The organism is Microbacterium sp. NPDC077184, from assembly GCF_040687055.1.
Classification (GTDB): Bacteria; Actinomycetota; Actinomycetes; order Actinomycetales; family Microbacteriaceae; genus Microbacterium.
In genome coordinates this window covers 49142-67890 of the sequence record NZ_JBFBMM010000007.1, presented here as the reverse complement: position 1 = coordinate 67890, position 18749 = coordinate 49142, and the positions used below count along the sequence as shown (strand labels likewise).

At 70.7% G+C, this 18749-nt stretch carries 16 protein-coding genes; 7 read left to right on the top strand and 9 right to left on the bottom strand.

The genetic code is table 11. From position 1 onward, the window contains the following. The first annotated feature begins 165 nt into the window (after window positions 1-165). Window positions 166-3309: a S8 family serine peptidase gene (locus tag AB0O93_RS13020; RefSeq protein ID WP_363344000.1), complete on the top strand. Its 3144-nt coding sequence runs from the start codon at window positions 166-168 to the stop codon at window positions 3307-3309. 79 nt (window positions 3310-3388) lie between these two features. On the opposite strand, the gene kynA is transcribed toward AB0O93_RS13020, so the two are convergent. Together kynA and AB0O93_RS13010 are read right to left on the bottom strand one after the other, a co-directional pair. Beyond that, window positions 3389-4237, bottom strand: coding sequence for a tryptophan 2,3-dioxygenase (kynA, locus tag AB0O93_RS13015; protein WP_363343998.1), 849 nt, complete (start codon window positions 4235-4237; stop codon window positions 3389-3391). Between the two features lie 50 nt (window positions 4238-4287). Continuing rightward, window positions 4288-4542, bottom strand: coding sequence for a glutaredoxin domain-containing protein (locus AB0O93_RS13010; RefSeq protein ID WP_363343996.1), 255 nt, complete (start codon window positions 4540-4542; stop codon window positions 4288-4290). Between the two features lie 64 nt (window positions 4543-4606). Here AB0O93_RS13010 and AB0O93_RS13005 point away from each other — a divergent pair, with 64 nt between their 5' ends. Further along, window positions 4607-5749, top strand: coding sequence for a glycosyltransferase family 2 protein (locus AB0O93_RS13005; RefSeq protein ID WP_363343994.1), 1143 nt, complete (start codon window positions 4607-4609; stop codon window positions 5747-5749). A 44-nt stretch (window positions 5750-5793) separates the two neighbouring features. Here AB0O93_RS13005 and AB0O93_RS13000 read toward each other — a convergent pair whose 3' ends face one another. Further along, window positions 5794-6963, bottom strand: a complete 1170-nt coding sequence (locus AB0O93_RS13000; RefSeq protein ID WP_363343992.1) for a xylanase — start codon at window positions 6961-6963, stop codon at window positions 5794-5796. Between the two features lie 61 nt (window positions 6964-7024). Here AB0O93_RS13000 and AB0O93_RS12995 point away from each other — a divergent pair, with 61 nt between their 5' ends. The 3 genes from AB0O93_RS12995 to AB0O93_RS12985 all read left to right on the top strand — a co-directional run bounded on the left by AB0O93_RS12995 (window position 7025) and on the right by AB0O93_RS12985 (window position 9378). Then, window positions 7025-7540 (top strand): ACT domain-containing protein, encoded by a 516-nt coding sequence (locus tag AB0O93_RS12995; RefSeq protein ID WP_363343990.1) that lies wholly within the window; start codon window positions 7025-7027, stop codon window positions 7538-7540. A 423-nt stretch (window positions 7541-7963) separates the two neighbouring features. Then, window positions 7964-8233, top strand: a complete 270-nt coding sequence (gene tatA, locus AB0O93_RS12990; RefSeq protein WP_363343988.1) for a twin-arginine translocase TatA/TatE family subunit — start codon at window positions 7964-7966, stop codon at window positions 8231-8233. A gap of 65 nt (window positions 8234-8298) precedes the next feature. Next, window positions 8299-9378 carry an NADH:flavin oxidoreductase/NADH oxidase gene (locus tag AB0O93_RS12985; RefSeq protein WP_363343986.1) on the top strand — a complete coding sequence of 360 codons (1080 nt, stop codon included), beginning with the start codon at window positions 8299-8301 and terminating at the stop codon, window positions 9376-9378. A gap of 44 nt (window positions 9379-9422) precedes the next feature. On the opposite strand, the gene AB0O93_RS12980 is transcribed toward AB0O93_RS12985, so the two are convergent. The 6 genes from AB0O93_RS12980 to AB0O93_RS12955 form a co-directional block, all read right to left on the bottom strand. Continuing rightward, window positions 9423-10229, bottom strand: a complete 807-nt coding sequence (locus AB0O93_RS12980) for a siderophore-interacting protein (protein WP_363343984.1) — start codon at window positions 10227-10229, stop codon at window positions 9423-9425. 117 nt (window positions 10230-10346) lie between these two features. Continuing rightward, a complete protein-coding gene (locus tag AB0O93_RS12975) occupies window positions 10347-12224 on the bottom strand; it encodes a sulfatase-like hydrolase/transferase (protein WP_363343982.1) in 1878 nt (625 codons plus the stop codon). An 8-nt stretch (window positions 12225-12232) separates the two neighbouring features. Beyond that, window positions 12233-13471, bottom strand: a complete 1239-nt coding sequence (locus AB0O93_RS12970; protein WP_363343980.1) for a family 1 glycosylhydrolase — start codon at window positions 13469-13471, stop codon at window positions 12233-12235. Window positions 13472-13501: 30 nt separating this feature from the next. Then, complete coding sequence (locus tag AB0O93_RS12965; protein ID WP_363343978.1) at window positions 13502-15856, bottom strand: arylsulfatase; 2355 nt, start codon at window positions 15854-15856, stop codon at window positions 13502-13504. Window positions 15857-15867: 11 nt separating this feature from the next. Further along, on the bottom strand, window positions 15868-16701 hold the full coding sequence (locus AB0O93_RS12960; RefSeq protein WP_363343976.1) for an alpha/beta hydrolase: 834 nt from the start codon (window positions 16699-16701) through the stop codon (window positions 15868-15870). After that, window positions 16701-17237: a quercetin 2,3-dioxygenase gene (locus tag AB0O93_RS12955; RefSeq protein ID WP_363343974.1), complete on the bottom strand. Its 537-nt coding sequence runs from the start codon at window positions 17235-17237 to the stop codon at window positions 16701-16703. The genes AB0O93_RS12960 and AB0O93_RS12955 overlap by 1 nt, the downstream gene beginning before the upstream one ends. A 172-nt stretch (window positions 17238-17409) precedes the next feature. Here AB0O93_RS12955 and AB0O93_RS12950 point away from each other — a divergent pair, with 172 nt between their 5' ends. Next, entirely contained in the window at window positions 17410-17610 is a 201-nt protein-coding gene (locus AB0O93_RS12950) for a ferredoxin (protein ID WP_363343972.1), read from the top strand. 7 nt (window positions 17611-17617) lie between these two features. After that, on the top strand, window positions 17618-18739 hold the full coding sequence (locus AB0O93_RS12945) for an FAD/NAD(P)-binding oxidoreductase (protein ID WP_363343970.1): 1122 nt from the start codon (window positions 17618-17620) through the stop codon (window positions 18737-18739). Window positions 18740-18749 lie beyond the last annotated feature (10 nt).

Below are 18749 nucleotides of genomic sequence, written 5' to 3'. Positions count from 1 at the left end.
TGTATGAGAAAGCTCTCAGGAACCTTTGTGGTTGTCGGACCCTCTGCCTACGGTTATCGCGCCGCGCCCACCCGGTGCGGCGCCGCCGACGCATCAGGCCGGATCGGCACACGGAAGCGGCGAATCCTTCCGCGGAAATGGCTTTCCGCAGAAAAAAGGAGTGTCATGGGTCACAGACGACGCAGGTTCTTCACGGGGGTGGTCATCGCGACCGCCGTCCCGATCCTCGCCCTGGGCGCGATGCCCGCCGCGTGGGCCGTGGAGGGCGGGCCCGCGCCCGTCCCGGACGGATCGATCTCGGACACGTTCGAGACGCCGCTTCCCCGCGGCGTCGCCGACAGCCTGCAGCGCGCGAGCGGCCAGGTCGAGGTCACGGTCCGCCTGGATCAGCCCGCGATCGCCGAGGTCGTCGCCGACGGCGCGCTCGCCGAGGGGGATGTGCCGGCAGAGCCCGTGCAGCAGGAGACCCGCGACGTCGTCGCCACCCAGCAGGACGGCTTCCTCGCCGAGGCCGCGAACCTCGGCGCCTCCGAGATCGGGCGCACCCAGCTCGCCGCCAACGTCGTGGTCGTCTCGGTCGACGCCGCGCAGCTGGAGACCCTCGCCGCGATCGACGGCGTCGTCTCGGTGAACCCCCTCAACCGCTATGAGAAGCACGAGCTTCCGCAGGACACCGCGTCGGGGAGCCTCTCGCAGGCCATCGACTACGTCCAGGCGCGGCCCCTCCACGAGGCCGGCATCGACGGGGCGGGTGTGCGCGTGGCGGTCCTCGACTCGGGCATCGACTTCACCCACCGTAACCTCGGCGGCCCGGGCACGCCCGAGGTGGTCGAGGAGTGCTTCGCCGGAGCGGATGCCGATGTCACCGGCGTCTGCGCGGAGTTCTTCGGCCCCGACGCCCCCAAGGTCAAGGGCGGCTACGACTTCGTCGGCGACGTGTGGCCGAACGGCGACGTGATCCCCGACAGCAACCCCATCGACAGCGGCCCCGAGGGCGGACACGGCACCCACGTCGCCGACATCATCGCCGGTCGCTCCGCCGACGGCGCGCACCAGGGCATCGCCCCCGGAGCCGAGCTCTACGGCGTCAAGGTCTGCTCGGCGGTGTCGACGTCCTGCAACGGCGTCGCCATCCTCCAGGGTCTCGACTGGTCGCTCGACCCGAACGGCGACGGTGACATCTCCGACGCCGTCGACATCGTGAACCTCTCGCTCGGCTCCTCCTACGGGCAGGACCAGGACGACTCGTCCCTCGCCGCCGACAACCTCGTCCGCGCCGGCATCGTCGTCGTGGCGTCGGCGGGCAACTCCGCCGACCGCCCCTTCATCGTCGGTTCGCCCTCGTCGGCGCCCGGAGTCATCAGCGTCGCCCAGACCGCGCTCCCCGATGACCTGCAGTGGGTCCTCGACCCCTCGAGCGGCGACGCGATCAGCAACGCCGTGCACCAGGCCTGGTCGCCGGTGCCGGAGGGCGTCATCTCCGCGCCGCTGGCGCGACCCGGGGACGAGGGCGGCGTCGGCTGCTCGCCCGAGGCCTTCGCGAGCTTCCCCGAGGGATCGATCGCGCTCATCCAGCGCGGTGTCTGCAACGTCTCCGACAAGGCCGTGTTCGCCCAGGCCGCGGGAGCCGTCGCCGTGGTCATCTTCAACAACGCCCCCGGCGACCCGCCGAGCTTCAGCTTCGGCAGCGCCGAGCCGGTCGTCGTCCCGACCTTCACCATCAGCCAGGCCGCCGGTCAGGCCCTCGTCGCCGCCCTCGGCGCCGGCGAGGTCACGATCACGATCGACCCGGCATCCGCGATCCCGCTGACGAACACCATGGTCGGAACCTCCAGCCGCGGTCTCACCGTCACCGGCCTCCGCGCCAAGCCCGACATCGGCGCCCCCGGCGCGTGGCTGTCGGCCGAGACGCAGACCGGCACCGAGGTGACCAACTTCGGCGGGACCTCGGGAGCCGCCCCGGTCGTCTCGGGTGTCGCCGCCCTCGTGCTGCAGAAGCACCCGGACGCCACCCCGGCAGAGATCAAGGCGCGCCTGCTGAACGGAGCGGACTCCACCAACCGCACACCCACCGCCGACGGCTTCATCGCCACCCCGATCTCCCGGGTCGGCGCGGGCGAGGTCCGCGCACTCCCCGCGGCGGATGCGGTCGGCGTGCTGGCGACGGCCGGCACCGGCGGCAACGTCGGACTCGGCATCCCGTCGATCACGCGGTCGGAGCGCTTCACGGTCGACCTGACCCTGACCAACACGTCGGATGAGCGCAAGCGCTACGACATGGCAGCGGCGTTCCGCGACGAGAGCGACGCGGCCAGCCGTGCCGTCGACCTGCAGATCAGCCCCCGCACCGTCACGGTTGCGGCGGGCAACAGCAAGAAGGTCTCGGTCCGCGTCACGATCGACGGCTCGCGGCTGCAGGACTGGCCCTTCGACTCGGCCGGCGCGATCGGCGACGGCTCGGCCCTCAACGGCCCCGAGTTCGACGGCTGGATCACCGCGACCTCGGGCGACGAGGAGCTGCACGTCGGCTGGACGGTGCTTCCGAGGAAGGCCGCCGAGGTCACCGCGCCCAAGAGCGTCAAGCTCGACCGGCGCGGCGAGGCGGAGCTCACGCTCAAGAACGACTCGCGCGTCGGCACGGGCGGCGTCGAGCTGTTCGCCCTGACCGGCACGAGCGAGCGTCAGCCGAAGCCGGCCGAGGGCGACCCGGGCACGCCGGGGAGCAACGCGGCCCGGATCGACCTCGCTGCGACCGGAGTGCGCACCGTCGACGACGTCGTCCAGTTCGCCGTGGCGACCTACGACCGCCGGACGGTGCTGACTTACCCCGCCGAGTTCGACGTGTACGTCGACGTCGACGAGGACGGCACGGACGACTACGTCATCTACAACGCCGAGGCCGGAGGGTTCGGCCTCACCGGGCAGTCGGTCGTCTACGTGCTCGACCTCGCGACCAACGCGGCGTCGGCGTTCTACTACACCGACGGCGGGTTCGACTCGTCCACCCAGATCCTCACGGCGCCGCTGGCGGCGCTGGGGCTCGAGGCGGGACAGACGTTCTCGTACACGGTGCTCGCGATCGACAACTACTTCACCGGAGCCGTCACCGACTCCATCGAAGGACAGCGGTTCACCGTCGGAGGCGAGAAGTACCTCGTCCCGACCGCGACCGAGGTCGGTCCTCGCGATCGCGTGAAGCTCGACGTCACCGCCAACCCCGCCGCGGGGGAGTCGACCCAGACCGGACTGCTGCTGCTGAACCGCAGCGCCGCGAAGGACGACTTCTCCCTCGTGGAGGTGCGCGGCTGACGCTCGGAAACACCCCCCCCGGAGCGGGTCGGACCTCGAGGTCCGGCCCGTTCCGGGTTTCCGGCGGGTGGGCGCGCGTCTACAGCGACGTGCGGACGGCGAAGAGCTCGGGGAAGAACGTGAGCTCCAATGCCCGCTGCAGGAACGGGGCGCCGCTCGAGCCGCCGGTGCCGGTCTTGAAGCCGATGATGCGCTCGACGGTCTTGAGGTGACGGAACCGCCACAGCTGGAAGTTGTCCTCGAGGTCCACGAGCTCCTCGCAGGTCTCGTACGCCGCCCAGTGCGCCGACGGGTCGGCGTAGATCGCGGTGAAGACGGGGACGAGCTCCTTAGAGAACGTCCACGCGCGGGTCACGTCGCGCGTGAGCACGGCATCCGGAATCTCGTAGCCGGTGCGCGCGAGCATGCGGAGGAACTCGTCGTAGAGGCTCGGAGCCTCCAGGGCACCCTGCACGAGCGCGCGGGCCGCGGGGTCGGCGTCGAAGACCCGCACCATCGCGGCGTTCTTGTTGCCGAGGGTGAATTCGATCGCGCGGTACTGGGCCGACTGGAAGCCGCTGGAGTTGCCGAGCACGTCGCGGAACTGCACGTACTCCGCGGGGGTGAGGGTCGCCAGCACCGACCACTGCTCGGTGAGGGTCTTCTGGATGTGCTTCACCCGGGCGATGCACTTCAGCGCCGGGGGAAGGTCGTCGGCGCGGAGCAGGCGAGCCGCCTCGCCGAGCTCGTGCAGCACCAGCTTCAACCACAGCTCGGTGGTCTGGTGCTGGATGATGAACAGCAGCTCGTCGTGGTGCTCCGGGTCGCTGAGGGGCTCCTGCGCCGAAAGCAGGGCTTCCAGGCGGAGATAGCCGCCGTAGCTCATCCGGTCGGAGAAGTCGGTGACGACCGTCTCCTCGATCCTCCGCGTGTTGTCCTGGACGCCCATCCGGCCAGACTACGACCGGCCGCGGCATCCGTCACAGGAGCCGGCGTCGTTCAGATGAGGGAGAGCTCGCGCAGCTTGGCCTCGACGTCGGCGTTCGACGGCTCGACGTGGTGCGAGGAGTCCGGGTACAGCACGACGGGGATGTTCGTGCGGCCGGAGATGTCGCGCGCGACGTCGGCGGATGCCGGATCGGCGACGAGGTCGACGTAGGTGTACTCGACACCCAGCTCGTCGAGCTGCTTCTTCGTGCGGATGCAGTCGCGGCACCAATCCGCGCCGAACATGGTGATGGTCTTCGGGCTCATCCCTCCATTCTCGCCCGACCGGCGCGGTGTCGGGGGCGGTTCGCGCCGTGCGAACATAGGGGCGATGCCGCTCTCGATCATCGTCCCGACGTTCAACGAGGCGCCGAACATCGCGGAGCTCGTCCGCCGTGTGACGGCGGTCGTCGACACGTCCGACACCGAGATCGTCTTCGTCGACGACAGCACCGACGACACCCCCGCCGTCATCGCCGAGATCGCCCGGACATCTGCTCTGCCGGTACGCCTGATCCACCGCGAGGCGCCCACCGGAGGGCTCGGCGGCGCCGTCATCGCCGGGATGACGGCCGCGACCTGGGACACGTGCCTCGTCATCGACGGCGACCTGCAGCATCCGCCGGAGAAGATCCCCGAGCTGCGCGACCGGTTCGCCGCCGGCGACGTCGACGTCGTGATCGCGTCGCGGTACGCGGGCGGCGGCACGTCGAAGGGCCTCGCCGACCGCACGCGCGTGCTCGTGTCGAAGGTGTCGACCTCGGTGACCAAGGCGATGTTCCCGGTGCGGCTGCACGAGGTGACCGACCCGATGACCGGGTTCTTCATCCTCGACCGCCGCGCGGTGGACGCCGAGACCCTCAAGCCCCGCGGCTTCAAGATCCTCCTCGAGATCCTCGCCCGCCGGCCCCTGCGCATCGCGGAGGTGCCCTTCGACTTCGCGGGGCGACACGCGGGCGAGTCCAAGGCGTCGTTCCGGCAGGGCCTGCACTTCCTCGCGCAGCTCACCGCGCTGCGGTTCGGCAAGATGTCGCTCTTCGCCGTCATCGGCGGGATCGGCGCAGTGGCGAATCTCGGGATCGTGTGGGCGCTGACGCAGCTCGGCGTCGATTACGTCATCGCCGCGGTCGTCGGCGCCGAGGTGACCATCATCGGCAACTTCCTGCTGATGGAGCGCTTCGTCTTCCACGACATGAAGCACTCGGCATCCGGTGTGTGGTCGCGGTTCGCGAAGTCCTTCGGGTTCAACAACGCCGAGGCGCTCGTGCGGATCCCGATCATGGCGCTCATGGTCGAGACCTGGCACATCTCGGCGGTGCTCGCCACCGCGATCACCCTCGCCGTCGCGTTCATCGTGCGCTTCGTCTTCCACTCGCTCGTCGTCTACGCACCGCGGAAGGATGCCGCGCCCTCGCGTGCACGCCGCTTCGTCGAGCAGGTCGACGAGCAGGCGATGAGCCCCGGCGAGCTCTGACCGCGTTCGAGGGCGTTGTCGGGGTCAGCGGGGGTTCCGCGCGGTCAGCCGATGAGTGAGACGAGCGAGTCCAGCCCCATGCCGTAGTCGATGCGGACCACCGGGAGGGCGAGCTTGTCGGTGCCGATGCCGACCGTGCCGGGCTCGATCGTGCGCGCCATCTCCCAGCCGCCCTGGCGGAGCGCCTCCTTGGCCGTGTCGTTGTAGTGGCCGAACGGGTACGCGACGACCTCCTTGACGCCGAGGACATCGGCGGACGCCTGCATGTCGGCGATGATCTCGGGGATCCCCCAGTTCACGATGCGCCCCTGTCCGTCGTCGCCCGCCTGGTGCATGTCGTGCGTGTGCGAGCGGCGGAGCACGTACGGCGACGGGGCGGGGTCCTGCCGGTACGCGGTCACCATGAACGATGTGGCGAGGACGCCGTAGCGGTCGACGACGGGCACCGCCAGGTCGAACCAGGTCTGGTCGGCGTCGTCGTCGGTGACGATGACCGACCGCTCGGGAAGCCACAGGCGGCCGTCGATGAAGGCCGAGAGCTCATCCCACGTCGGCAGGTAGAAGCCGGTCGTGGCGATGTGGTTCATGTGGGCGTCGAAGTCGCCGATGTAGGCGTAGTTCCCGCGCAGCCAGTGGTCTTCGCCCTCGGGGCGCTCGGTGAACTGGTGGTACATGAGGATCGGCACGCGCGTGGCCGCGGCGACGTTCTCCTCCGTCGTCATCCACGCGCCGTGGAGGGTCACGCGGCGGTCCTCGCACGCGACGAGCTCGGATCCGTTGACGCGGGCGGGGACGACGCGGGAGGCGGCATCCTCCGCGGTGGAGTACCAGCCGGCGAACGCGTAGCCCTCACGATCGGGGATGGGGAGGGCGGCGTACAGGGTGCCGGCGGTCTGGAGCATCGGTGCAGCCGCGATCTCCTCGCCCGCGAACGACACCGCACAGGCGGCCGGGTCGTCGGTGGTGGCGAGGAGCTCCTCCTCCGGGGTGAGGGGGGTCGGCGTCGGGGTGGGGGACGGTGCCGGGGTGGAGGTGGCGGCCACGGTCGCGGCGGCCACGGTCGGATCGTCCGCGCGCGGGGAGGTGAGGGCGATGACGCCCCATGTCACGCCGCCGATCAGGACGACCGCGCCGATCGCGGCGACCAGCGCCCGGCGGCGCCGGACCCGGGCGGAGACGCGGCGCCGGCGCGCTCCGGTTCTGGTGCTCTCCATGCGGTTCCCCTCCGCTGCCGCCGGCCTGTGTCCGGACCCCCCTCGTGGCTACGCTGATCGTATGACAACCCTCGTGCTCACCGTGGTCGGCGACGATCGGGCGGGTCTCGTGGCGACCGTCGCCGAGATCGTGGGTGCGCACGGGGGCAACTGGGAGACCAGCGCGCTCGCCGAGCTCTCGGGGGCGTTCGCCGGGATCATCGAGGTCTCGGTGCCCGCGACGCGGGCGGACGAGCTGCGCGAGGCGTTGTCCGTGCTCGAAGGGCTGCTGTCCGTCGCGGTGCACGCGGGGGACGTCTCCTCGGGGCGGGACGAGACGGGGCGGCGGATCTCCCTCACCGTGCTGGGGAACGACCGCACCGGAATCGTGCACGAGATCTCCTCCGCGCTCGGGGCGCAGGGCGTCAGCATCGAGCGCATGGCGACCGAGACCCGCGACGCCGCCATGGCCGGCGGGCGGCTGTTCGAGGCGACAATTGTCGCGCGCGTCCCGGCCGGGGTCGACGTCGCCGACGTCGCCGCCCGCATCGAGCGCCTCGCCGACGACCTCCAGGTCGACGTCGCCCTCGAGGACTGACCCCGCGCCGCGCGCGTGCCGAACTCCTCCGTTTCGGGCGGGGACGGGCCCGGGGGCTGGGTTTCGGGGCGTTGCGGGCCCGGGTCGGAGGAGTTCGGCCCGGGGAGGGCCGGTCCGGGCCGGTCCGGGGTGTGGTGCCCGGTGCGCCGGGTTTCGGGGGCGGGTGGCGGCGGGGCGCGTACCGAACTCCTCCGTTTCGGGCGGGGATGGGCCCCGGGCCCGGGTTTCGGGCGTTGCGGGCCCGGATCGGAGGAGTTCGGCCCGGGGAGGGCGGGTTCGCGGCAAACGCAAAGCCGCGGGAGGGCGGCGGCGGGGCGGCGCGGGCGTACGCTTCCTCTGCGCGCGTGCGCGATTCGGGATGCCGGTGGGTCTCACCTCCGGCGGTGGCCCGGGCGGGCCGCGCCCGAGTCCGGGAAGACACACATGCTGAACAACCTCACCGGGTGGCACGCCGTCCTCATCCTCGTCGTGATCCTGCTGCTGTTCGGTGCCGGGAAGCTCCCGGCCCTCGCGAAGAGTGCCGGGCAGTCCGCGCGGATCCTGAAGTCCGAGCTCCGCGACGGAGCGACGGCGCCCACCCCCGCACCCGACGCCCCCTCGGCGGCGACGGCGGCCCCCTCGACGGCAGCCGACGCATCCGCCGATCCGCAGCCCCGGGTCTCCTCGACACCACCTCCGCCCTCGACGGCCTGACCGGCATCCGCGGCGATTACGATCGAGCGGGTGCCCGACCCCGAACGGGCCGCCGGAGGAGCGCCATGCGGAACCGTCACCTGTTCACCCCCCTCACGCTGCGTGGCCGCACGGTCCGCAACCGCCTGTGGGTCGCGCCGATGTGCCAGTACTCGGCAGAGGATCGCGACGGGATGCCGACGGACTGGCACCTGGTCCACCTCGGTTCCTTCGCCCACGGCGGGGCGGGCGCGGTGCTGACCGAGGCCACGGCCGTCAGCCCCGAGGGGCGGATCAGCCCGCAGGACCTCGGCCTGTGGAACGACGCGCAGCGCGACGCTTTCGCCCGCATCGTCGCCGCCCTGCACGCGTGCGGCGCGTCCGCCGGCGTCCAGCTCGCCCACGCGGGCCGCAAGGCCTCGACGCACCGGGCGTGGGACGACACCCGCGGCTCGGTCGCCCTCGCGGACGGCGGATGGGAGACCGTGGCCCCCAGCGCGATCGCCTTCCCCGGGCTCGCCCAACCTCGCGCGCTGGACGAGAGCGGCATCCGTGCGGTCGTCGAAGACTTCGCCGCGGCGGCCACCCGCGCCAAGGATGCCGGGTTCGACCTCGTCGAGGTCCACGCCGCGCACGGATACCTTCTGCACGAGTTCCTCTCGCCGCTGTCGAACCAGCGCACCGATGCCTACGGCGGCTCGTTCGACAATCGCGTGCGCCTCCTGCTGGAGGTCGTCGACGCGGTCCGCGCGGCGATCGGGGACGACCTCATCCTCGTCGTCCGGTTCTCGGCGACCGACTGGACCGACGGCGGCTGGACGATCGACGAGACGGTGGAAGCCGTGCGCCTCGTCGCCGCGCACGGCGCCGACCTCGTCGACATCTCCAGCGGCGGCAACGTCGCCGACGCGCGCATCCCCGTCGGTCCCGGATATCAGGTGCCCTTCGCCGCCCGCATCCGAGCGGAGACGGGAGTGCCGACGGCCGCGGTCGGGATGATCGACAGCGCGGCGCAGGCCGAACAGGTCCTCGTCACCGGACAGGCGGATGTCGTCCTCTCGGGTCGTGAGATGCTCCGGAACCCGCATTTCGCCCTGCGCGCGGCGCGGGACCTGGATGCCGATCTCTCGGCCACGCCCCCGCAGCTGACGCGCGGCTTCGCCTGACGCGCGGGTTCACCTGACGCGCGGCGTCGCCGGAGGTTGCGGGTTCAGGCGCTCGGCGCCTCCGCGGCGGCGAGCTGCTGCTTCCACTCGCGGAAGCCTTCCTCGGTCCGCCCGCGGCGCCAGTATCCCGAGATCGAGACCTGGCCTCGGGTCAGCCCGCGTTCTTCATACAGGTACGGACGGATGCCGTGCATGACCTCCGCCGCTTCGCCGTGCACGAACGCGTGGACGCGGCCGTCCGGCCAGCGCAGCGCCTGGACGGCGGCGAGCAGGGGATCGGCATCCGTCGCGGGCGCCGTCCGGTACAGGTGGACGACCTCCGCATCGGCGGGGAGCGGCAGCTCGGGCTCGTGCCCGGGCTCCTCGAGCTGGAGGATGACGCGGGCCACCGCATCGCCGGGAAGCGCCTCGAGCGCGGCGGTGATCGCCGGCAGGGCCGATTCATCGCCGACGAGCAGGTGCCAGTCCGCCTCGGGCGAGGGCGCGTACGCACCTCCGGGTCCGTTCACGACGAGCGTGTCGCCGGGCTCCGCGCGCGCGGCCCAGGGCCCGGCGGTGCCCTCGTCGCCGTGGACGACGAAGTCGATCGCGAGCGTTCCGGCCTCGGCATCCGGAGACAGCGCCGTGTAGGTGCGGACGATCGGCATGTCCTCCGGGGGCACCACGCCCCGCATGGCGCGGACGTCGACCCCTTCGGGCAGCACCACGCCGGGGCGGGGGAAGACGAGCTTGACGTAGCGGTCCGTGAACCGACTGCCCGCGAATGCCGACAGGTCGTCGGAGCGGAAGTGCACGCGCCGCACGACGGGGGTGGTCCAGGACGTGGCGGTGACGACGAGCGTGGTCGGCATGGGGGCTCCTCCGGGTGCGGGCGTGTGTCCTCGACCATCCTCCCCGATCGTGCGGATCGTCTCCGCCGGTGCACCGGTTCGCTGCGTCAGGGAGCGGATGCCGGGAGCGGGAGCGACTCAGGCGGTGCCGGCCTTCTCCCGTCCACCCGGTGAGGGCGCCCCCGGCGCACCCGTCGCCCCCGAGGCCCCCGGGGCCTTTGCGGCCCTCGCGGCGCGGAACCGGGCTCGATCGAAGATCCCCGGCGTGTCCGGTCGATAGTCGCCGGCGAGGAGATGGGCGAGGTAGCGCGCGGCTCCGCGCACGTAGTGGTCGTCGTCGTCGTGGAGCGCCGCGACCGCCGCCGCCACCTCGGGCTGACCGGTGGGGGCGGTGAGCGTCAGCGCGTTGAGGGCGCGCAGCTGCACCGAGGACGGCTGCGCGGCATCAAGGTGTGCGACGAGGACGGATACGGCATCCGACGCTCCCGCGCACGAGGCCGCTTCGGCAGCGGCGACCCGGACGGCGGCGGATGCGTCGGTGTAGGCCGACCGCAGGTGGGGGAGGGCGGGGGCTGCCGCGTCGCGCAGCATGCGCAGACCGCGCGCGGCGTGGAATCGCACGATCTCGTCCTCGTCGTCCAGCGCAGCGACGAAGAGGGGCAGGTTCGCCGGGTCGCGCTGGATGCCGTCCCACGCCAGCTTCATGATCCGTTCGAGCGGGTACGCTCCGGGCTGCCGGCTCGCGCTCCATCCCTCGCGGTCGACCCCCTCGGGGATGAAGCCGTTGTCGACGACGTCGAGCTGGTGCGCGTCCACGAGTGCGCGAAGCTCGCCGAGAACGCCGGCGTGGGCGGGATCGTCCGCGAGGTTGCGCACCTGGTCGATGTCCGCGACGACGTCGTACAGTTCCTCGGCGGGCTTCTCCCCCCAGAACGCCTCCTGCCGGGGATCGAGCCGACCGGCGATGTGCTCGGCTTCGAAGGCCCGCCAGTTCGCGGCCAGCCACGCGAAGGAGTAGTGCTGACCCCAGGGGAGGTCGGGGTCGTAGTTGCGGATGTAGCGGTATCGACCGCGGCGGGCCGAGCGCATCATGTCGTATCGCTCGTCCATCCGGTCGCGACCCCCGAAGGTCACCCCGGGAGGCTCGGGGGCGTCCGCGCCGAGGAGCGCGGTGCCCTGCATGTGCGCGGGCACCTCGGCGCCGGCGATCGCAAGGACGGCCGGGGTGAGATCGATCTGGCCGACCGGGGTCTCCACGTGCGTTCCCGGAGCCCAGCGAGACAGGTGGCTCCATCGCTCGGGAACCTTCGCGACCAGGGGGATGCGCAGGCCCGCCTCGTAGCAGAAGCGTTTGCTGCGTGCGGCGACGCCACCGTGGTCCGACGTCCACAGGACGATCGTGTCCTCCGCCAGGCCGTCCTCCTCGAGCTCGGACAGGATCACGCCGACCTGCGCGTCGAGCTGCGCCGCAGCCGTGTAATAGCGGGCGAGGTCCGCCCGCACGTCGGGGACATCCGGCAGGTAGGCCGGTACCCGCACGTCCGCGGGTGACACCGCGGTCACCGGCTGATGGAACAGCGCGGACTCGTGGGTGGCCTGGGGCATGAAGGCGGCGAAGAACGGGGTCCCGGGGGGACGGTTGCGCCAGTGCGCCTCAGGGGAGGACTCATCCCACACGGCATCCGGCTCGATGTCGCTGTTGTAGTGGGTCTTTTCGTTGTTCGTGCAGTAGTAGCCCGCGTCCCGCAGGAGCTGCGAGAACGCCGGCAGCTCCGCCGTGATCGCGTGGGCCTCCATGTTCTGCGCGGGACCCGCCGCCCACGGGTAGACGCCCGTGATGACGCTGAACCGCGACGGCGCGCACACCGGGGAGGTGCAGGATGCCGCCTCGAACACCACGCCGTCGCGCGCGAGGGCATCCAGGTGCGGCGTCGCGGCGAGCGGGTCGCCGTAGGCGGTCGTGAGAGGGGGGAAGTCCTCGGACATGATCCAGACGATGTTCGGCCGGTCGGTCATGGGCGCACTCATCGGGCGTGATCGCGCACGTACGTCGCGTAGACACCCGCACTCGGCTTCGGCGTCCTCTCGAACGTCTCGCGGTCGACCTCGTGCAGGCCGAGCTTCGGACCGTACCCGAAGATCCACTCGAAGTTGTCCATCAACGTCCAGTGGCAGTAGCCGATCACCGGGATGCCGTCGGCGATGGCAGCGGCGAGCCCGTCCAGGGAGGGAGGGATGAAATCGGCGCGGATGCCGTCCTCCGCGGTCATGATCCCGTGCTCGGTGACGAGGACGGGGACCCCGCTGACCTCGTGCGCGTACGTCACGGCGCCACGAAGCGAATCCGGTTCGACGGCGCTCCCCATCCCGTTGACGACGGCGCCCTCCGGCGGCGGCAGCATCCCCTCCGGACCGTAGACGAGCCGTACGTAATTCTGCACGCCGACGAAGTCGTCGTCGCGGGCGAGTCCGAGCCAGTGGTCGTAGGCTTCGCCGCGCTTCCGGGCGACGAGCTCCTCCCCTCCCGGCGCCGTGACGTCGTCGCACATCGCCAGGGACAGTCCCACCTTCAGATCGGGGCGCCGCGCCTTGATCGCGGATGTCGCCGCCCGGTGCGCAGCCGTCATGCCCTCGCGCATCCCGGCGAAATCCTCCGGCAGCATCACGTTCGCGGCCCGGTAGCGCTCGACCCCGGCGGCGGCGGACGCGGCGTCGAGCGTCGCGCGCTCCAGATCGGCGATGAAGGAGGGAAGGTCGCCCCAGGTGAGCATCTCGGGCAGGTTCGGTTCGTTGAAGGTCACGGCGAACTCGATGCGGTCACCGAAGCGCTCCGTCACGACGCCGCAATAGCGGGCGAACAGCTTCGGGGCCTCGGGGTGGAGCCACGCACCCTTCGCGGCGAACCAATGCGGGGAGGTGAAGTGGTTCAACGTCACGATCGGGGCGAGGCCGCGTGCGCGGCATCCGTCGACGATCGCCTCGTAGTGCGCCAGCGCTTCGTCGGAGAACTCGCCCTCGACCGGCTCGATCCGCGCCCACTCGACCGAGAACCGGTAGGCGGTGAGGTTCATGGCGGCGACGAGGTCGAGGTCGGACTCCCACAGCTCCCAGCCGTTCGCCGCCTTGCCCGAAGGCTCGCGGAAGACGGTGGGGGTCACGTTCTCGAGGAACCACGTGTCGCTGTCGACGTTGTCGCCCTCGTTCTGGTGACCGGCGGTGGCGACGCCCCAGAGGAAGTCGGATGGGAAGGATGCTGCAGGCATGGAACCCCTCGTTCGGGATGGTGAGATGGGTCAGTCGATGAGCCGCGCGCTCACATCGTCGACCGCGACGATGATCTCGTGGTTGTACGGCGCCTTCGGGCCGGGTTCGTATCGCACGGAACGCAGTCCGCCCTCGTAGCGGAACCACCCGTGCCGCTCGTGGAGGTCCCAGTCGACGGGGCCGCCGCCGTCGTATCCGACGCTGATCCCGGTGAAGGGTGCCATGCCGATCAGCATGGGAACGCGGTCGAGCAGCGTCGTCGACGTGCCGTCGACATCTGCGCTGATCCGCCACGCGAATCCGTCGATCGCGTCGAAGGAGAGTGCGACGGATGCCGGTGCGCCCGAGGTCGGCACGACGACGCGGTGCATCTCACCGAAGGCGTTGTACGAAAGGCGAAGCTCACCGTCCTCCGCGTAGAGGATGTACCCGCCCCCCTGGTCGCCGTGAGAGACGACGACGCCCGTGCCCAGGTCGCCGTCGTCGAATCGAGCGTCGATCAGGAAGGAGCGCACGGCGATCAGCCGGTAGGAGCGAATGCGCTCCACCGTCGGGGCGCCCGGCCGCAGCTGCAGGGGGCGTTCGAGTTCGAGGTCGGTGGAGGGGACCTTCGCGGTGAACGTGGGTTCGTCGGGGAGGGGGAAGACGGTGTTGTGCCAGGCGGCCTGCCGCCACTTCTCGGCGAGGTCGGCGACGACGTCGGGATTCTCGGCCGAGAGGTCGTGCACCTCGGCGGGGTCGGCGACGATGTCGTACAGCCGCCAGAACGCCGGGCCGTTCCCGCCGTCCTTCTCCCATCCCATCCCCACGAGCTTGAACCGCCCCTCGAAGTAGGAGCGTCCCCCCATGAAGGTCACGTGCTGACCCTCCGGGCGCGGCGCGACCGCCCCGGAGCGCAGCACGTCGGCGAAGCTCGCGCCGTCGACGTCGGCAGCGGGGACACCGCGGATGCTGGTCGGCCTCGTGACGCCGCACAGCTCTTCCAGCGTCGGGGCGATGTCGGCGACGAACGCGAAGTCGGGTCGGATGCCCGCATCTCCGTCGTGACGGGGCAGCCCCGCGGGCCAGCTGACGATGAGGGGACTGCGGATGCCGCCCTCGTGCACCGACCCCTTGTAGAGACGGAATGGGGTGTTCGACACGTGCGCCCACCCCGCCGGGTAGTGGCCGAACACCCGAGGTCCGCCCATTTCGTCGAGCGGACGCGGCACATCGGTCACCCAGTCCTCGGGCAGGCCCACCTCGAAGTGGAACTGGCTGAAGTAGCTGCGCGTGCCGGTGACGCCGCCCTCTGCTGTGCCGCCGTTGTCGCTGGCGAAGACGATGAGGGTGTTCTCGTACTCGCCGATCTCCTTCAGATGCGCGACCAGCCGAGCGACGGAGGTGTCGATGCCCGACACGGCGCCCGCGTACACCTCCATGTGACGCGCGTACAGCTCCCGCGTGTCGGCGTCGAGGCTCTCCCACGGCGGGACGCCCTGTGTGTTCTGCGGTCCGGACGGCGAGATCTCGGCATCCGGTTCGAACAACCCGAGTTCCTTCTGGCGGGCGAATCGCTCTGTCCTCAGCCGATCCCACCCGGCGTCGTATACCCCGCGATGCCGCTGCATGTCATCGGGCTTCGCCTGCACCGGCCCGTGGACGGCGTTGTGGGCGAAGTAGAGGAAGAACGGCCGGTCGGCGCTGCCGCTGCGCACGCCGTGGATCATGGCGATCGCCTCGTCGGTGAGCCGGTCGGTGAGGTAGTCGTCGTCGGCGAACTCCTCGATGACGGGGGAGTTGTCGCGAAGGATCCGGTGCGGGTGGTACATGGTCGTGAAGCCCTCGAGCGAGCCGAAATACCGGTCGAATCCGCGCTGGATCGGCCAGGTCGACTTGTCAGCGCCGTCGTGCATGCTCGACTCGGGCGTGAGATGCCACTTGCCGACCATGAGCGTCGCGTACCCGTTGTCACGGAACGTCTCGGCGAGAGTCGGCATGTCCTGGGGCAGGGCGCCGCGGATGCCGGGGTAGCCGGGGTTCATGTTCGCCACCGACCCCACGCCCGCGCGATGGGGGTTGCACCCGGTCATGAGGGCTGCGCGCGTGGGTGAGCACACCGGCGCGACGTGGAAGTTCGTGAGGCGGTACCCCTCTTCGGCGAGAGCCGTGAGCGCGGGGGTGGCGATCTCGCTGCCGAACGGTGCGACATCGCTGAAGCCCATGTCATCGATGAGGATCACGATCACGTTGGGCGCCTTCTCGGGCGCTCGCTTCGGTGCCGGATACCAGGGCGTGGACTGCGACGAACGCGGTCCCACGGTTCCGGCGAAGCCGTCGTAGCCGCGAGGGTCGGTTCGCTCGGCGCCGATCAGGTCGGGGGCTGTGGGGTCGGTGCTGCTCATGATGCTCTTTCTCAGGTCTCAGGTGTGCGCGTCACGCGGAGGGCGAAGTCGGCTGCGGCGGCGAAGACGGGCGCGATCTGGTCGGCGTCGAGTCCCTGCCAGAAGTGTCCCGCGTCAGGAACCAGTGTGAGCTCCACGTCGACTCCCGCCCGCCGCAGGGCCTCGGCGAGCACCTCGCTCTGCCTGGGCGGAATCATCGTGTCGGCGATACCGTGCGCGATGTGGAACGGCGGCGCGTCCGGATGCACGTGGGTGACGGGGCTCGCCTCTGCGGCGCGCTCGGGGATCGTGCGCACATAGGCTCCCAGCCACTGGTCCAGCCGCGAGGTGCCCGGGGCGTCGTGGGCGTCGTCGTGATCGGCCATCGAGGCGACGTCCGCGACGCCGTACCAGTCGATCACTCCACGGACGGGGGAGTCCTCCTCGAGACCCACGAGCGCCGCCAGTGTGCCCCCCGCGGATCCGCCCCACAGCACGATGCGCGAAGGGTCGAGGCCGTGCTCCGGGCCGTGCCGCTGGACCCACGCGAGCGCAGCGCGCACGTCGTCGAGCTGTGCGGGGAACACCGCCTCACCGCTGAAGCGGTAGTCGATGGAGGCCACGGCCAGCCCGGCCGCGGTCATGCGTCCGAAGGTCTGGTCGACGGTGTGGATGGGGCTGAACTCGCGTCGATGGCCCCGGCGAAACCCGCCCCCGTGCACATGCACGAGGACGGGGACCGGCGCGTCGGATTCGGGAACCCAGAGGTCGAGAGCGAGCGGCCGGTAGCCGATGACCTCGTCGAAGATGAGGTCGCGCTCGCGGGTGACTGCGGGGGACCGTGGTGTCGCTTCGCTCGAAGTCATCAGTCGCGGAACTGGAACTCCGGCATGAAGTGCACGTCGTACTGCTGGCCGGCCCCGATGAGCTGCTCCATCGGGGGGACGTACACCTCATGGGGCAGGCCCGTCTCGCCGGTCGGCGCGCCTGCGGCGCGGAAGAAGCGGAAGAAGTCGCCCGTACCGGCGCCGAAGACCTTCGTGGCGGACTCCACGCGGTAGGCGTGGACGATGTTCGCGGGGATGAAGGCGAAGTCTCCCGGTTCGATGAGGGTCTTCGCGTGGTGCTCCTCCTGGTCGTCCGTCCAGACGGTGATCGCACCCTCGATCACGTAGAAGAACTCATGAGTCCGCTGGTGCAGGTGCGCGGGGATGCGGTCGCCCTTGCCGCCCTGCAGGATGGCGGCGCTGTACTGACCTTCCGTCTCATCGGCCGACAGCAGCATCGTGAACGCGTTGTCGAACAGCAGGGACTTCTCCCCTTCCCCCTTGCGCAGGACATACGGCGTGGGGCGTCCGGGAAGATCCAGGCGGGTCTCGGGGATCGACGTGGTGTCGGTCATTGTCTTTACCTCCTCGTAAAGCGTGGTCCCTCGATGGTGTCGGGCGGGCGTACCGGAGTGTGAGGGTCAATCCGGCAACGCACATGAGGTTTGTCCTAACGCTGGAGCGCGTCGTGCCTGTTGCGCGGACGCTTCGGGTCGATATACATTCGTCCCACTTTTACTTAACTCGATGAAAGAAAATGCAATGAAGCTTCACATCGACCTCACCCGCTGCGAAGGGCACGGACTGTGCCAGGAAGCAGCGCCTGCCATCCTGCGCCTGAACGACGACGACGAGCCGGAACTCCTGGTCGACGACATCGCCGACCACCTGCCGGCAGCGCGCGACGCCGTTCGCGTATGCCCGGTGGCTGCGCTGAAGCTGGCCTGAGCGCGCCATGCGCGACATCATCATCGCCGGAGGCTCGATCGCCGGCACGACGGCGGCCAGGACGCTGCGCACCCTCGGCTTCGATGGCCGGATCACCATCGTCGAGCCGGACCCTCACGCGTACTCTCGCCCGAGCCTCTCCAAGGCGGCCATGCGCGGCGAGGACGTGGTGATGCCCCTGGACGACGGGGACGGGGTCCGTTGGCTGCGCGGTCGACGCGTCGTCGACCACGATCCGGATGCCGCCACCGTGACCCTGGACGATGATGACGTCCTCGGCTACGACGGGCTCGTCATCGCCACCGGAAGCCGGGCGATACGGCTGGGCGGCGCCGAGCGAGACGACGAGCTGCTCGTCCGCGACCTCCACGACGTCCACGCGCTCCGCGCGCGACTCGTCGCAGGCAGCAAGGTGTTGATCGTCGGCGGAGGACTCCTCGGGATCGAGCTCGCCTCGGGATGCCGCGAGCTGGGCTGCGCGGTGACGGTGGTGACGATGGATCCGCTCGGTCTTCGAGTCCTCGGCGACTTCATCTCCTCGCGCATCGAGCAGTGGGCGCTCGATGCCGGCGTCGACGTGGTCCGCACCACCGCGCGGGCGAGGCTCGCCGAGGGAACTCGAAACGTCGTCGTCGTCGGGGGTGACGTGCTCACGGGCGATGTGCTCGTGACGGCGATCGGCGACGTGCCCAACGTCGAGTGGACGCCCCTCGGCGTCCCGCGGCGAGGTGTGCTCGCCGATTCCGTCGGTGCCGTCGCCGACGGGATCGTGGTCGCCGGCGACGCCGGATTCCGCCGGACGCCCGAGGGCAGGGACGTTCGCGATCCGCACTGGTACGCCGCGATGGATCAGGGACGGATCGCCGCACACACCCTCGTGGGGCGCGAACCGGATCGTCCCGCCGCGACGCGATACCTGTGGACGGAGTGCTTCGGCCACCTCGTCAAGCTCGCGGGCGAGGTTCCGACGGGTCCTCCCACCCGGGTCGTCGACGCGGGGCCAGAGGGTTCGGGGCTCTTCGTCTGGGAGGCCGGCGGCATCGTCCGCAGCGCTGTCGCGATCGACGGAAAGATCAGTGTCCCCCGACTGAGGTCGATGGTCACCGCACCCGAGACCACCTCTGACTAAGGAGATACCC